The 15,509-nt window shown below is 37.3% G+C and carries 9 protein-coding genes, 1 tRNA gene and 2 rRNA genes; 2 read left to right on the forward strand and 10 right to left on the reverse strand.

The annotated features are described in order from the left end of the window. Positions 1–10: 10 nt before the first annotated feature. A complete protein-coding gene (locus tag DDF69_RS18195; protein WP_114822028.1) occupies positions 11–817 on the reverse strand; it encodes a hypothetical protein in 807 nt (268 codons plus the stop codon). Position 818: 1 nt separating this feature from the next. Beyond that, a complete protein-coding gene (locus DDF69_RS18200; protein ID WP_114822029.1) occupies positions 819–1,565 on the reverse strand; it encodes a carboxypeptidase-like regulatory domain-containing protein in 747 nt (248 codons plus the stop codon). Positions 1,566–1,747: 182 nt separating this feature from the next. Here DDF69_RS18200 and DDF69_RS18205 point away from each other — a divergent pair, with 182 nt between their 5' ends. Both DDF69_RS18205 and DDF69_RS22130 read left to right on the forward strand, forming a co-directional pair. Further along, on the forward strand, positions 1,748–4,888 hold the full coding sequence (locus DDF69_RS18205; protein WP_114822030.1) for a UvrD-helicase domain-containing protein: 3,141 nt from the start codon (positions 1,748–1,750) through the stop codon (positions 4,886–4,888). A 132-nt stretch (positions 4,889–5,020) separates the two neighbouring features. Then, positions 5,021–5,245 (forward strand): hypothetical protein, encoded by a 225-nt coding sequence (locus tag DDF69_RS22130; RefSeq protein ID WP_162800962.1) that lies wholly within the window; start codon positions 5,021–5,023, stop codon positions 5,243–5,245. Positions 5,246–5,317: 72 nt separating this feature from the next. Here DDF69_RS22130 and DDF69_RS18210 read toward each other — a convergent pair whose 3' ends face one another. From DDF69_RS18210 to DDF69_RS18245, 8 genes are all read right to left on the reverse strand, one after another. Further along, on the reverse strand, positions 5,318–5,827 hold the full coding sequence (locus DDF69_RS18210; RefSeq protein ID WP_002981834.1) for a ferritin: 510 nt from the start codon (positions 5,825–5,827) through the stop codon (positions 5,318–5,320). A 127-nt stretch (positions 5,828–5,954) separates the two neighbouring features. Then, positions 5,955–6,404, reverse strand: a complete 450-nt coding sequence (locus tag DDF69_RS18215; RefSeq protein WP_114822031.1) for a hypothetical protein — start codon at positions 6,402–6,404, stop codon at positions 5,955–5,957. A gap of 186 nt (positions 6,405–6,590) precedes the next feature. Next, on the reverse strand, positions 6,591–7,565 hold the full coding sequence (locus tag DDF69_RS18220; protein WP_114822032.1) for a hypothetical protein: 975 nt from the start codon (positions 7,563–7,565) through the stop codon (positions 6,591–6,593). A gap of 139 nt (positions 7,566–7,704) precedes the next feature. Beyond that, positions 7,705–10,356: a 4-alpha-glucanotransferase gene (locus DDF69_RS18225; RefSeq protein WP_114822033.1), complete on the reverse strand. Its 2,652-nt coding sequence runs from the start codon at positions 10,354–10,356 to the stop codon at positions 7,705–7,707. 126 nt (positions 10,357–10,482) lie between these two features. Next, positions 10,483–11,649, reverse strand: coding sequence for a T9SS type A sorting domain-containing protein (locus DDF69_RS18230; protein ID WP_114822034.1), 1,167 nt, complete (start codon positions 11,647–11,649; stop codon positions 10,483–10,485). A 606-nt stretch (positions 11,650–12,255) separates the two neighbouring features. After that, positions 12,256–12,363 (reverse strand): 5S ribosomal RNA (rrf, locus tag DDF69_RS18235). Between the two features lie 158 nt (positions 12,364–12,521). Continuing rightward, positions 12,522–15,276: ribosomal RNA gene (locus tag DDF69_RS18240) — 23S ribosomal RNA — on the reverse strand. A gap of 153 nt (positions 15,277–15,429) precedes the next feature. Then, positions 15,430–15,503 (reverse strand) — tRNA-Ala (locus DDF69_RS18245). Positions 15,504–15,509 lie beyond the last annotated feature (6 nt).

Genomic DNA, 15,509 nt, shown 5'->3' on the forward strand with positions numbered 1-15,509 from the left:
AATGTATATATTATTCCTGGATTCCTTCTAATTTATGGGTTTTACTATATTCTGCGAAGGCAACTTTAAGTTCATATTCAACGACACTTATACTAAAATCTTTCCGGTATCTTTTTGCCAATGAACGCGTTTTATCAGCATAAAGAAGAAATGCATCAATCTGTTCTTCATCCATTCCGTATCTTTTCAGGAAATTCAGGTTCACTTCATTTCGTACTCTCCTCAGGAAATCCTGAGTTTCATTATAATTCGCTTTGGTAACCTTCGGCTGCGCCAATTTCTTTACAGCATTAAATACACCAAACAAATTGACTTGTCCTGCATTGAAATCATGACCGGTAAAAGTCTTCGAAACAGTATTATTAGGTAACGGCTGATTCAATGGACTTCTCATATAATCCTCCATCTCTGATTTCAAGGCCTGAAGTTTTCTGGATTCATTATAGTGTTGATTATCTTTTGCCAGATTTCCGGTAGGTTTATACTTTATTTTAACCTCAGGAATTTGGATTTCTATTTTCCTCAGCATAATATGGAACGGAGCATTGATCTCTTCTTTGGTTATTTTTTTATCAACACGATAATATCCTTCTTTTACAAATCTGATCTCATCATTTTCTTTGGCTTCGATTTCAAAATTCCCGGCCATATCACTTAATGCGCTTTTATTCCCGGAGATATTTACAACGAGTACAGGTGCTAAATCCAATTCATCTCCGGTTATTACCTTCCCTGATACTTTTTGTTGTCCCCAAAATTTCGAAGCGATACAAAAAAGCACAAATAACAAAACCCTTTTGATATATTTTATTTCCATATTATCTTTGAGTTTGTGGAGCACGATAAGATGAAATTCTTGTCAGGACAAAACGCTGAAACCTGTACAGATCCGCCTCACTGCAGAATCCGTATTTCAGGATTTTTTTTCTTTCGAAGCCGCCTGCAAAAACATAGTAAATAAAATGGTCTATCAGAGGTTTCTCTATTTTAAGATTGGTAAAATAATCATCGCCAAGGCTTGCTCTGATATATTTCATTAAGTCTACATCATCCCATTTATCTTTAACTTTTCCTATAGAAAATCCCTCACCTTTCGGCTGTACAAACTCTCCGGGTCTTGCTGCTAATATTCTGGGATCTGATTTCTGAGCAATATACTGATCCATTTCTTTAATCAGTTTTTCAACCTTTTTTGGTTTATTATAAAGTTTTGAATCAATTTTAAGGTTTCCGGTAAGCCCTTGCTTTACTTCCACTTCAGGAATCTCAATAGTCTTGCGAACCATGCTTATATTCATAGGAGTTTGGGTATTTTCCTGAGAAACTCTTTTTGTGAGACGCTCATAACCTGCTTTTATAAACCGCAATTCATCTCCCTGTCTTCCGGAAATCATAAAATGGCCATCCCGGTTTGAAACCACTATCTCATCAGTTCTGATGTTTACAACATTCACGTCCTGCATTTCACTACCACTTTCTGAAATGATCTTACCAAATATATAACTTTGGGCATGGGTGTGGATAAAAAGAAGAAAGGATAAGAAAAAGAATAGTTTAAGTTTCACGGGCTATTTTTTATTAAGCAAAGCTAAAATTATTTTTAATTTATCCCATAAGTTTAACCACAGTTAACGCGTTTTAATATTTCTTTTTGATTTTTGCCTTACAAACTGTTAAATAGCCGAATTAAATTGTTAAAGTTTCTTTTAAATTTTAGCTAACTTGCAGTCTCAATTCTCTTTCAACAATGCAAAATTCTTACACAGTCATCAATGCTTCTGCCGGATCCGGGAAAACCTATGCTCTGGTACAAAGGCTTCTGATGATCTGTCTCCGCTATCCTAATCAACAGCAGTCGATCAGGAATATTCTCGCACTGACTTTCACCAACAAGGCAGCCAATGAGATGAAGGAAAGAATTTTATCCTGGCTGGGAAATTTCTCAGCGAAAGATTATGCAGAGAACACAGATCTGAAAAACATTCAGAAAGCATTTGAAGAACAAGGTTTAAAAATTACCATTGATGAGCTTCATCACCGTTCTAAAAAATTACTGGACTACGTTCTCCACAATTATTCCACACTGAATATCGGAACAATTGACCGTTTTAACTCAAGATTGGTAAGAAGTTTTTCTTATGAATTGGGACTGGCGAAAAATTTTAACCTTGAAATTGAAGCTGAGCCGTTTCTGATAGAAGCTGTTGATAAAATGCTGGATCAGATTGGTGAGAATGAAAACATCTCCAATTCTTTCATGGATTATGTAGATTACAGTCTGGAAAACAATGAAAGGATTAATCTTAATAAAAATCTTTATGATTCTGCGAAGGAATTTGTAAAGGATATTCACTATGAACATTTGAAAAGCAATAAAAGTTTTGACGATGCCAATTATGAAAATATAAAGAATACACTTCGTAAAGAGATTGTTCTCAACAAAAAACAGTCTGCAGAACTGGCTGCCGGTTCCATTGAATTATTCAAATCAAGAAATATTGATATTGAAGATTTTGCCCAGGGTAAAAACGGAATCGGAGGCTTCTTTACTAAGGTTATAGATTTTTATCAACAGAAAAGAGCTGGTTTTCCTTTTCCTACTACGCAGGAAGAATCTGTTATCAATAATTACAGAAAAGGAGCATCTTCAAAATCAAAACATAAAGAGTCTGAAATTTTCGAAATCCTTGATCAGCTTCTCGACAACAGAATGAAATTGATTCTTCTGTACATCGAAACCCAAAAGAAAGAGAAAGTTTTATCTGCTCTTCTCCCTTTAAAGGTAAACAAAGATATTCAGGATGAGCTTCAAAAAATTGAGGAAGAAAATGATCTTGTTCTTCTTTCTAAATTTAATATTCTGATCAATGAAAATCTTAAAAATGAACCTTCGGCTTTTATTTATGAAAAAGTAGGTTCACAGTTTCAGCATTATTTCTTTGATGAGTTTCAGGATACATCGGAACTGCAGTGGCAGAATTTTGTCCCATTGAGAGATCACAGTGTTTCTACAGAATACACATCTTTTACATTGGTGGGTGATCCCAAGCAGAGTATTTACCGATTCCGTGGTGGAGAAAGTAAACTGATGCTGGATATTATAAACAAAAAAGAATTTTCACCCAAGGAAGCTGATCTTCTGGTATTAAAAGATAACTGGAGAAGTGCGAGAAACATTGTACAATTCAACAATGAGCTGTACCGCTTTCATTCTGAAGGACTACTTGAAGAGCATAAAAATATTTTCGGGGCAGATGCTGAGCAAAACCCGAAATCCAAAATGGATGGACGCGTAAAGGTAAATCTGATCGACAATCTTACGAATGAAGAATTCTATACAGATACTTCAGAAAGAATGCAGAAAGATATTCAGGAATGTCTGGATAATGGTTTCAAGTTTTCTGACATTACGATTCTTTGCCGTGGAAATTTTGATATTTTCAGTTATTCTCAAAAGCTGGGAAGCTTAAAGGTTAAGTATAAAGGAGACGAAACCAATATTAAAACGATTTCCGATAAAGGGCTTACGCTGGAACTTTCCAATACCTTAAAAGCGGTTATTGAATTTCTTCGTTGGGAGCTCAATCCAAAGAATAAGCATTGTCTGATCATGATGATGTATCACCTGAATACATTGGGAAAAATTGATATGCCGGATTTCACTTTAGGAATGAAAGAAATTCTGGATATTGAAGGCCATGAAGAAATTCTTCAGTTTATTCAGCAAAAATATTCTTTACAGCTTAAACAGGATAATTTTCCCAGATTCAATCTTTATAATTTCATTGAATATTACATCAACGAATTTTCTGTTGAAAATAAAGAAACGGACTTTTTACTGAACTTCCTGGAAATGCTTTTCAACTTTACGCAGAATGCAGGTGCCAGTACCAAAGAGTTTCTGAAATATTGGGACGAAGAAGCTTCATCATACACCATTCAGGCTTCAGAAAATATTGATGCTGTCCAGATCATGACGATCCACAAGTCCAAAGGGCTGGAGTTCCCGATTGTTTTTATCCCTATGATGAACAAAAACCGGGACAGTGAATTTACCAACTGGTTTGATACCAATGAAAATCAAGCTTTAAAGTCTGTCAACATCAATCAGTTCAGCAAAAATCTGGAAGCTTATGATGATGAAATCTTGTTTTTCAATACTAAAAACTCCTATAAAAATCTGATTGATAGATTATGTCTCCAGTATGTTGCGACAACAAGACCTGTTGAACAATTGTTTTTTTATCTTCAAAAAGCCAATAAGACTTCTAATAATCTGGAGCTTTTGGAATTCCTTCAAACAAAAAATCCTGAACAGGCTGATGAGTTTGACGTGTATGCCGTAAATCCTGAGATGCTGAAAAAATATTCGAAAGATAAAAGTTCCTCTTTTAAGACCCAGAATATTGAGAATCTGAAAAACGTTAATGAAAAAAGCACATCCATCAAAATTGCTACGCCTTCAAAAAACTATCAGGTACGAAATGAAAAGGTAAGAATCGGGCTTTTTGTGCATGAACTTTTATCGAAAATCAATACGGAAAAGGATATTGCAAAGGTATTGGATGGCTATGCTTTAGAAGGGCAGATTACGCTGGAGGAGAAAAATGAGATACAGGTTACGCTGCAGGAAATTGTCAGAACTTATGCAGAATTCTTTGATGAAAAATGGGAAGTAATCAATGAAAAAGATATCATGATTTCTGAAAGAGGAGAAAGCCATATATTCAGGCCAGACCGTATTCTGAAGGACGAAGAAGGATACATCATTGTGGATTTCAAAACCGGTGAACAAAAAGCGAAGGATGAGGCACAGGTAGAAGGATATAAAAATATTCTTGAGCGTCTGGGCAAAAAAGTACTCAAAACTCAGATCATCTATTTATAATTTAAACATTTCCAAAAGGTTAATATCATAATTCTTGTAAAAAAGTCTTTAAAATACAAAAGGTTTTATTATTTTTATTCAGTACGAATAAAATATAACCTTTGATTATATTTTGATTAGAACTAACCAACCATGAGAATATATTTAACTTCCCTTGTCATAAGTCTGATAATCATGTTGTTTTCTACAATGGTCATTTATCATATTATGGATTACTTAGATTCCTCTGCCAGAGAAGATAACCGTCATTATATGTCTACTGAAAACATTGTCAATTCATTGTTTCTGAGCTCTGTATTAGGATCAGTTGTTTTTATTTCTGCAGTGAGAATACAAAGACCTGCGTATAAAAAATAGCGACATATCATACAATAAAAAAAACCGCTATTCCTGAGGATAACGGTTTTATATTTTGAAGAATTTTCAATTTTAAGCAGTTGTATCAGGAGTGAATACTCTCTGAGACAATTCCTGATCAAAAAGGTATAATGCAGATGGGTTATCGCACACCATTTTGATTTTTGTTACGTATTGAGAAGCACTCGCTTCCTCCTCTACCTGTTCATTGATAAACCACTGCAGGAATGATGTTGTTGCAAAATCTCCCTCCTCATTTGCATTTTTTACAATATTGAAAATACTTTTAGTGACAATTTTCTCATGTGCCAATGCTTTTTCAAAAATATCTGTCGCATTTTCGAACTCATGCGGAGGTTTTGGAATTTCTCCGATGATAATTTCACCTCCTACATCATTCAAATAATCAAACATTTTATCGGCATGCATCAATTCTTCTTTGCTCTGTACTCTGAAATAGTTGGCAATTCCATCCAGATCTTTTCCAGAAAACCATGCAGACATTGAAAGATAATATTGAGCGGCGTATTGTTCGTGGGCAATTTGTTCATTAATTAATTTTGCAATTTTTTCGCTAACCATAAGTATTAAATTTATAGTCAAAAATAGGGAATAAAAGCCCGAAATCAAAAGTTTTAAAGAAAATTAATACAAAAAGGATGGAAAACCATCCATCCTTAACACATTAAAAAACTAAAATTACAAACTGTTATTTTACTTCAGCAGTTCCTGTATTCATCGGCTTTTTCATCATTCTTCTTTCTTTCATTGCCATTTTCATTTTCTCTGCTTTAGCTTTTCTGTCAGCCTGCCATTTATCATATTGATCAGGAGTAAGGATTTTTTTCATATCAGTATCCATTTGTGCTCTTTTGGCCTGCATTTCCTGCATCTTAGCTTGTCTGTCCACTTTATTTTTGTCAAATTCTGCCTTCATTTCAGCTTTTCTTTTATCCTGAAGTGCCTTTATCTGAGCTACCTGAGATGAGTTAAGATTAAGGTCTTTTTGCATCTGGTCTAAACGTTCCTGTTGTTTCTGTTCCATTTTCTGCTTCATTTCAACGGCTCTTGCCTGTCTGCCTTGTGGAGTTGTAGTCTGTTGTGCCATTGCAAAACCTCCTATTCCGATAAATGCTATTGCTAAAACTAATTTTTTCATCTTTTTAAAATTTAATTAATTGTTATTTTGTTATTATATCTTTTTGATTATGAATTAAAACACAAGTTAAATTAACAAATTCATAAATAATGTTAAATTTTAATAAAAATAAACCAACAAATCAATAAAAAAAGGACAGATTATAAAAACCTGTCCTTCACACCACTTAAATATAATATATGAAAATTAATTCCTTACTAAACTGCCTCTAAAACCGCCACCGCTATTACCACGGTTCCCTTGTCTTGGTGCAGAATTTTCAGATCTTTGTCTGAAACCTCCATTATTTCCTCTGAATCCGCCATTATCTTCTCTTTTAGGAGCTTCTCTTCTTACTTCACTGTTCCCTCTGAAACCGCCTCCATTATTATTTCTGAATCCTCCGTTATCAGAGTTCCCTCTGTTTCCTCCATTATCAGAATTCCCTCTGAAACCACCTTCATTGCTGTTTCTGAAACCACCGGAATTATTATTACTTCCATTATTTCCTCGGAAGCCTCCTGAGTTTCCGTTGTTTCTTGTGTTTCTGAAACCGTTATCCGGCCTGCTGTCTCTTCTGATAATATCAAAAGTAGGATTATCCATTCTGCGGAATCTTGAGCGGTCTACCCTATAAACGTTGATATTAATATTTCTATATCTTGGCATTACCGTATATCTCGGTACATAATAAGTTCTTCTGTAATTCTGGAAATAAACTATCGGACTGGATCCTCTGTAATAGTTATTCTGGAAAACTACAAATACTCTTGGTCCTAAAATTCTCTCCAGAGCATAAAATCTGTCATAATACCATCTGTCCGGATTGTATCTGTAGAAATTATTCCATGCTGTAAAACTTGCATATAGATTATTTAATCTCATAATCTGGTCTACCTGCCATCTGCTTAATCTGTTCTGTACGAAAAATCCGTTCCAGTCGATATTAATAATACTTCCTCTGTAGTCGTTATAATAGCTTTGGTAATAATTACTTGGATAATAGTCCTGAGGATAATTGTAATAATAATCATCAGGGAAATAATTTCTATCATCTTGATCACTGTAATAACCTCCATCATTCTGATAATAACCGTCATCATCCCAACCATTATTCGGATACTGCTGAGCTGACGTTAAAACGCCTAACCCAAAAGCTAATCCCAAAAATATTTTTTTCATCTCTATAGTCGTTAATTGGTTAATATATAGCAGAATATCTTAATTCTATCTTTTTGATACAAATAAAAAAAAGAAGTTAAATCATAAGATTAAACTTCTTTTAAAATATTTTTAACTATCTGATAATCAATTGTTAAATTTACACTCTTCCACTATCTTTTACCCAGTGAGCAATTTTTTGATTGAAAGATTTTTTCTCTTTCAGGTCTTCAAGTTTGATATGCATTCTGTAGCGCCAATAATGGGGGAAAACTGCAGGATTGTTGATTCTTTCGTTATCCATCTTCTTATTGGTTAGTTCTGCATCTGTCGCCAGAAACTCCTGGATCGGGAAAATAGCCAGCATTGCCTCGTTGTATAAATGCTGCTTCATGATGATCTCTGCAAGATGAGGATTGAGATCTTCAGGCGCTTTCCCGTACTGTATCAGCTGCTGATTGTAGTATTTCTGTGTCAATACAGGATCTTCTTTCCACCATTGTCTCAATGTTGAACTGTCGTGAGAAGAAGCCGTCACCACATTCATATAGTTGGCATTCTTAGGATTATAGAATGGAATATTTTCAGAAGGCATTCTCTGTACTTTAAGGGCTATAATAGCCAATTCATCCATCACAGTGGGTACGCAGGCAGGAACCATTCCCAGGTCTTCACCGCAGATCAGCATTTTGGTAGCATTCAGGATAACCGGAAGTTTCTCCATAGCCTTTTCAAACCATAAGTGATCCTGTCTTCTGAAGAAGTAATCATGATAGAGATCATAAATACTCTTTTGCTCTGCTTCCGGAAGGTATTGATAAGATTCCGTATTGTAAACATTGAATCTCGGATGGTAAACTGTTTTCCCATTTCTTTCTTCTGTTAAAAACAAAACGTTGGCACAAAGGGAAACTAATTTTTCTTCAAGAGAACCATGTGGTTTTTTCTTAAAGAAGTTAACGAGTTTTCTTTGAGTATCAAATTCTTCTTTGAAAGTATAAGTACCATCTTCATTACGGTTCATCAACTCAAGAGCTGTTCCGCTTTCTTCACCAAAATAATCCCATAAAATCTTATTGTTGATAAAAGGCTTACAATACCTGTTAAAATTGAACGGAATCTGCCAGGCTTTAAATTCCTCCGCTACAATAGGAACAGCCGGATAGAAGTATCCTAAAATTCCCTGTACAGCAGATATTGGCATTCTCCATATTCTGAAGAATCCTAAAATATGATCAATTCTCATGGCATCAAAGTACTGTTCCAATGCTTTGAATCTGTTTTTCCACCATCTGTAATCATCCGCCTTCATCGCTTCCCAATTATAAGTTGGGAACTCCCAGTTTTGCCCCAGTTCAGTAAACTGGTCAGGAGGTGCACCAGCCTGGAAATCCATACCGAATAATTCCGGTTCTGTCCAGGCTTCTACAGAATATCTGTAAATACCAATAGGAAGATCTCCCTTCAACGAAACTCCCAGGTTATGGGTATAATCAACAGCATCTTTCAGCTGTACATGCAATTGATATTGTACCCAGGCATGAAGCATTGAGGTATCGTAATCTTTATTTTTCGTTGTAAAAAACTGTGAGATCTTTCCGGCAATATATTTCTTGTGGGTCTTCCAGTCGTTGAAATTAGGTGTTTTATATTTGTCTCTTAAAACACAGAACGCAGAATAAGGAACAAGCCAATATTCATTATCCTTGATGAATTTTTTGAAATTCCTGTCTTTATAAATTTTGTCTTTTTCCTTATTGAAAACAGCAGTAAGATATTTCCACTTGCCCTCTATCATCTTTTCATAATCAATCAGATCCAGAGCGTTTAAATGCTCTTTTTCAGATAGATACTCTTTAACTAATTCTTTCGGTAAAGAATAATCAAGGCTCTCTAAGGAGATATACTGAGGATGCAGGGCATACACAGATACTGCAGCATAGGGATAGGAATCCGTCCAGGAATAATTAGCCGTTGTATCATTGATCGGAAGAATCTGAATAATTCCAAGATTGGTTTCTTTGGTCCAATCTGCCAGTTTTTTAATATCTGTAAATTCTCCCACTCCAAATCCATTTTCGCTTCTCAAAGAAAATACAGGAATTGCTACACCTGCATCATGATACATCTGATAGCCTTTAAACCTGAAATAATGGTTGGAGACAATCTGCAAAACATCAGCTAATTGGTTAGCTACCGTGAATCTGTTTTCTCCCGTTTCTACATCTATAACCCTATTTTCTTTAGTATCGTAAATACAATATTTAAATTGGATAAATTCATTCTCCGGAATTTCAACGGAGGCTTCCCACATTCCAAAATCTGTCTGATTAAGATGAATAACTTTGTCATAACTCCAGTTTCCTAAAGATGCCGTACTTCCGAAAAGAACAATCCTCCAATCCGGATTATAAATAGGAGCTTCTATTCTAAAGAGATGGGTATGTCTTTTTAAAACAGTAACTTTTTCAGGAATAAAGTCGTGCAGTTTATTGTAAAGAATTTTGTTATTTAAATAATTCTCAGGAAAGTTTTTATTATTCCATTCATCAAAAATGATAAACTCCTTATAATTATGTGGAAAACTCAAATGATGTCCCACGAATTCCTCCCGTAACACATTTCCTTTTTCATTTACTACGCGATAATGGTAGGAAATAAATTTTGAAAAATAATCTACTTCACATTTCCATAGACCATTCTCCGCATAAAACATTGTATGGACATGTAAGGCATTCTCCTCTTCACCAAATACCAGCTGCAGGTGTTCTCCAGCATTTACAATATATCCTACATTAAAGTATAGTTTCATCTATATTTTTTTATAAAAGTACATTTTAATATCGAAAAATAAAACTTATTGGATATCAAATAATCATTAAAAAACCTTCTCAAAATAATTTGAAAAGGTCTTTATATGCTGATTTATAGCACTCTATTATCTTGTTACTAAAATCTTTTTATTGAATATAACTTTTCCAGATTCGTCAGCAATATTTACAATATAAGCTCCTGTTACCAATCCTTTAAGATATACCTTTTCATCTAATGAACCCTCTTTCACAGATAAGTTCTGAGTCATGACACTTTTACCTGCCATATCAAAAATGTTCAGTTTAATGGAACCTTTTACATTGTTATTAACATGAACGTTAATATAGTGTTCATCAACTCTGGTCGGATAAATATCAAGATTAGCAGCCAGAGTATTTACTGTTGAAGATTTATCATTAGCAAAATATTTACTTGCTAAATCATAAATATGAAGTCCTTGTTCACCCGGAAGTTGTTTAGCCTGTAAACTTGCCAGATCAACTTCGTATAAAGCTCCTCCTTTTGCACTAGCTACGACAACTTTTCCTTGAGCATTTACAGCAGAACCATTGACTGAATAATTATCAGGAATACCTGCAATTTTACCAATAAATTTAGCTTTCAGATCTTTAGTCACAACTTTGAAAACATTTCCAGAAGCGGCAAAAACATAGAAGTTATTATCAGCATCAGCAATCATATCACCTCCAAAACCTGTTTCCATTGCAGTAAATGAATTTCTGCCATTTGAAGGATCATCTTTAATGATTCCAAGATCATTTACAGTGTATTGTCCGGCCTCTTTTCTTATTTCTAAAAACTGTGTCCCTGCATTATTTACAGCATAAATGTTTCCGTTATATCCGGTTGCCATTCTGGTAATATGAGAATTAATATCACATGATGATACCCTCGCCACATTATTTTCTACTAAAGTAATTTCTTTTGTCTTTGGATTCAAGACATAGATATTCGAAGAAAACATAGGCATGTATACCAGATTATTATTCGAAGAATCATAGGCAAGAGCAGCTAATGTTACGGCTTGAGAATGATTGTAAGAATTTTTGTCTTCCGCTACAACTCCTTTTCTTGTCTGAGAAAATACTTTTGATGAAGATTCGGCAGTAAAAAACTTTTCTCCTGAAGTTCCATTAGTGCCATCAATTGCACGAAAATCATTGAATGTAATACTTTGGGTAGCTTTTCCTGTAATCGCAAAGAAATCCTGTTGTGCTTGGGCATTCACACCGAATAACAGTAAAAACAGAGGGAATAAATGTTTTTTCATATGAGATATTTTTAGATTCGTAATTGTTTTTATCTTACTAAGTTACATAATTTTTGAATTAGAAAACTAAAAATCCCTGGTATTTGAATAAAATTTAAATAGGGAAAGTGGAGAGATAAAAAATAATGAATGACGAGTTTCGAGATACGGGGTTCTGGAGTCACAATTAGTGATTGGTTATAAATTTTTGTTCTCCTATCTTCTTTATTTCAATTGTCACATTGCTATACTATTGTGTCATTTTCTAGGAATCAAACTTTATGTGGTTTGGTTTAAAGGATGTAAGATGACGGTACAGGATAATTAATGTCTAAGTTTTTTAACAGCTAGTATTAGCAGTGTCATGCTGAGCGGAGTCGAAGCATTTTAATAAAGAAGAACTCTGTTTAGACTCCTACGGAGTGACTATTGGAGTGTGTGCTGTCCGCTATCAGTGATAAATGATAAGTGATCAATGATAAATGACAAGTGATGAATGATGAATAATCGATGTATTGCTCATTACTCATTACTCATTACTCATTACTCATTACTCATGAATTGAGCTGGGTAGAAAACAAAAAAACCTTTATCGTAAAGATAAAGGTTTTTTAAAAATAAAATAAAAACTGGCGGCGGCCTACTCTCCCGCGTTAGCAGTACCATCGGCGCTGGTGGGCTTAACTTCTGTGTTCGGAATGGGAACAGGTGAGCCCCACCGCTAAAACCACCCTAAAGGTTGTATATAGCAGCTGGCTATTTGCTGTTGGCTTTTGGCTGTTTTTGCCAATTGCTAACTGCTAGTTGCCAATTGCGTTTTTAAGCGATAAAAACTTTCACAAAGACAAAACCTTCACTGCGCATAAAGCACTTGGTTTATATTAGTAACCATAGACTATAAATCTACGGGTAATTAGTACTACTTGGCTATGACATTACTGTCTTTACACCTATAGCCTATCAACGTCGTCATCTACAACGACCCTTAAAAGATGTCTCATCTTGAGGCGAGTTTCGCACTTATATGCTTTCAGTGCTTATCTCTTCCAAACGTAGCTACTCAGCGGTGCACCTGGCGGTACAACTGATACACCAGAGGTTTGTTCAATTCGGTCCTCTCGTACTAGAATCAAGCCCTCTCAAACATCTAACGCCCGCAATAGATAGAGACCGAACTGTCTCACGACGTTCTGAACCCAGCTCGCGTGCCACTTTAATGGGCGAACAGCCCAACCCTTGGGACCTTCTCCAGCCCCAGGATGTGACGAGCCGACATCGAGGTGCCGAACCTCCCCGTCGATGTGAGCTCTTGGGGGAGACTAGCCTGTTATCCCCGGAGTACCTTTTATCCTATGAGCGATGGCCCTTCCATACGGAACCACCGGATCACTATGTCCTGCTTTCGCACCTGATCGACTTGTAGGTCTCACAGTCAAGCACCCTTATGCCATTACACTCTACGCACGGTTACCAAGCGTGCTGAGGGTACCTTTGAAAGCCTCCGTTACTCTTTTGGAGGCGACCACCCCAGTCAAACTACCCACCACGCAATGTCCTTCTGAAAGAAGTTAGGCTCCAAGTAAGTAAAGGGTGGTATTTCAACGGCGGCTCCACAAACACTAGCGTGCCTGCTTCAAAGCCTCCCACCTATCCTACACATTACTTACTCAAAGTCAATACGAAGTTATAGTAAAGGTTCACAGGGTCTTTTCGTCCCATTGCGGGTAATCGGCATCTTCACCGATACTACAATTTCACCGAGCTCGTGGCTGAGACAGTGCCCAGATCGTTACACCATTCGTGCAGGTCGGAACTTACCCGACAAGGAATTTCGCTACCTTAGGACCGTTATAGTTACGGCCGCCGTTTACTGGGGCTTCAGTTAATGCCTTCGCTTACGCTAAGCACCTTCCTTAACCTTCCAGCACCGGGCAGGTGTCAGACCCTATACAGCATCTTTCGATTTAGCAGAGTCCTGTGTTTTTGATAAACAGTCGCCTGGGCCTCTTCACTGCGGCCAACATTGCTGTTGGCGTCTCTTCTTCCGAAGTTACGAGACTATTTTGCCTAGTTCCTTAGCCACGACTCACTCGAGCACCTTAGGATTCTCTCCTCGACCACCTGTGTCGGTTTTGGTACGGGTTGCTTCACTTCGGCTTTTCTTGGATCAGATTACACTACAGCAGCTTCGCCCGAAGGCTAGGCCTTGACTATTCCGTCAGTCTCCAGCAGCTACATCCAACCGTCCCCTTTATTCGTGAGCAAGTATGGGAATATTAACCCATTGTCCATCCACTACCCCTTTCGGGTTCGCGTTAGGTCCCGACTAACCCTCAGCTGATTAGCATGGCTGAGGAAGCCTTGGTCTTTCGGTGAGCAGGTTTCTCGCCTGCTTTATCGTTACTTATGCCTACATTTTCTTTTCTATCCGCTCCACAATACCTCACAGTACTGCTTCGGCGCAAATAGAATGCTCTCCTACCAGATATATCTAAAATATAAATCCATAGCTTCGGTAATATGTTTATGCCCGATTATTATCCATGCCGGACCGCTCGACTAGTGAGCTGTTACGCACTCTTTAAATGAATGGCTGCTTCCAAGCCAACATCCTAGCTGTCAATGCAGTCCAACCGCGTTGCTTCAACTTAACATATATTTTGGGACCTTAGCTGTTGGTCTGGGTTCTTTCCCTCTCGGACATGGACCTTAGCACCCATGCCCTCACTGCCGTAGAACATTTATTAGCATTCGGAGTTTGTCAGGAATTGGTAGGCGATGAAACCCCCGCATCCAATCAGTAGCTCTACCTCTAATAAACTTATATACGACGCTGCACCTAAATGCATTTCGGAGAGTACGAGCTATCTCCCAGTTTGATTGGCCTTTCACCCCTACCCACAGGTCATCCGAAGACTTTTCAACGTCAACCGGTTCGGTCCTCCACTCTGTGTTACCAGAGCTTCAACCTGCCCATGGGTAGATCACAAGGTTTCGCGTCTAATCCTACTAACTATCCGCCCTATTCAGACTCGCTTTCGCTCCGGCTCCGGTACTTAATACCTTAACCTCGCTAGTAAAATTAACTCGTAGGCTCATTATGCAAAAGGCACGCCGTCACAGCATTACGCTGCTCCGACCGCTTGTAGGCGTACGGTTTCAGGTTCTATTTCACCCTTCTATTCGAAGTGCTTTTCACCTTTCCTTCACAGTACTTGTTCACTATCGGTCTTTCAGGAGTATTTAGCCTTGGAGGATGGTCCCCCCATATTCAGACAGGATTTCACGTGTCCCGCCCTACTCATTTATCATCTTAATATGCCTTTCGAGTACAGGATTATCACCTTCTACGATTGTTCTTTCCAGAACATTCCTCTAAACATAAAAAGACTTTTGGGCTAATCCGCTTTCGCTCGCCACTACTTACGGAATCTCTTCGATTTCTTTTCCTCCGGGTACTTAGATGTTTCAGTTCTCCGGGTTTGCTCCTCTTACGAGGTGACATGTCTTCAACATGCCGGGTTGCCCCATTCGGATATCTGCGGATCAATTCGTGTGTGCCAATCCCCGCAGCTTTTCGCAGCTTACCACGTCCTTCGTCGCCTCTGAAAGCCTAGGCATCCGCCATACGCCCTTAACGATTTCTTTCCTATTGGTTACTCAAGCGCTTTATGCGCTCGGTTTTCTCTTTGTGATGTCTTTACCGTTAATGTCAATGATCTTAATTTCTTTTTTTCCGACTAATGAACAGATGTTGTTTTTGGCTCCATCCGTAACTTTTAAATCAGTCTTCCAAAACTGTGGAGAATAAGGGAGTCGAACCCTTGACCTCCTGCGTGCAAGGCAGGCGCTCTAGCCAGCTGAGCTAATTCCCCCTCTAG

The organism is Chryseobacterium sp. KLBC 52, assembly GCF_003347605.1.
Taxonomy (GTDB): Bacteria; Bacteroidota; Bacteroidia; order Flavobacteriales; family Weeksellaceae; genus Chryseobacterium.

Bases quoted from the DNA above. Each gene is read 5' to 3' on its own strand.
- DDF69_RS22130 (WP_162800962.1), top strand. From the start codon at position 5,021: ATGAGAATATATTTAACTTCCCTTGTCATAAGTCTGATAATCATGTTG.
- DDF69_RS18215 (WP_114822031.1), bottom strand. From the start codon at position 6,404: ATGAAAAAATTAGTTTTAGCAATAGCATTTATCGGAATAGGAGGTTTT.
- DDF69_RS18220 (WP_114822032.1), bottom strand. From the start codon at position 7,565: ATGAAAAAAATATTTTTGGGATTAGCTTTTGGGTTAGGCGTTTTAACG.
- DDF69_RS18205 (WP_114822030.1), top strand. From the start codon at position 1,748: ATGCAAAATTCTTACACAGTCATCAATGCTTCTGCCGGATCCGGGAAA.
- DDF69_RS18225 (WP_114822033.1), bottom strand. From the start codon at position 10,356: ATGAAACTATACTTTAATGTAGGATATATTGTAAATGCTGGAGAACAC.
- DDF69_RS18195 (WP_114822028.1), bottom strand. From the start codon at position 817: ATGGAAATAAAATATATCAAAAGGGTTTTGTTATTTGTGCTTTTTTGT.
- DDF69_RS18210 (WP_002981834.1), bottom strand. From the start codon at position 5,827: ATGGTTAGCGAAAAAATTGCAAAATTAATTAATGAACAAATTGCCCAC.
- DDF69_RS18230 (WP_114822034.1), bottom strand. From the start codon at position 11,649: ATGAAAAAACATTTATTCCCTCTGTTTTTACTGTTATTCGGTGTGAAT.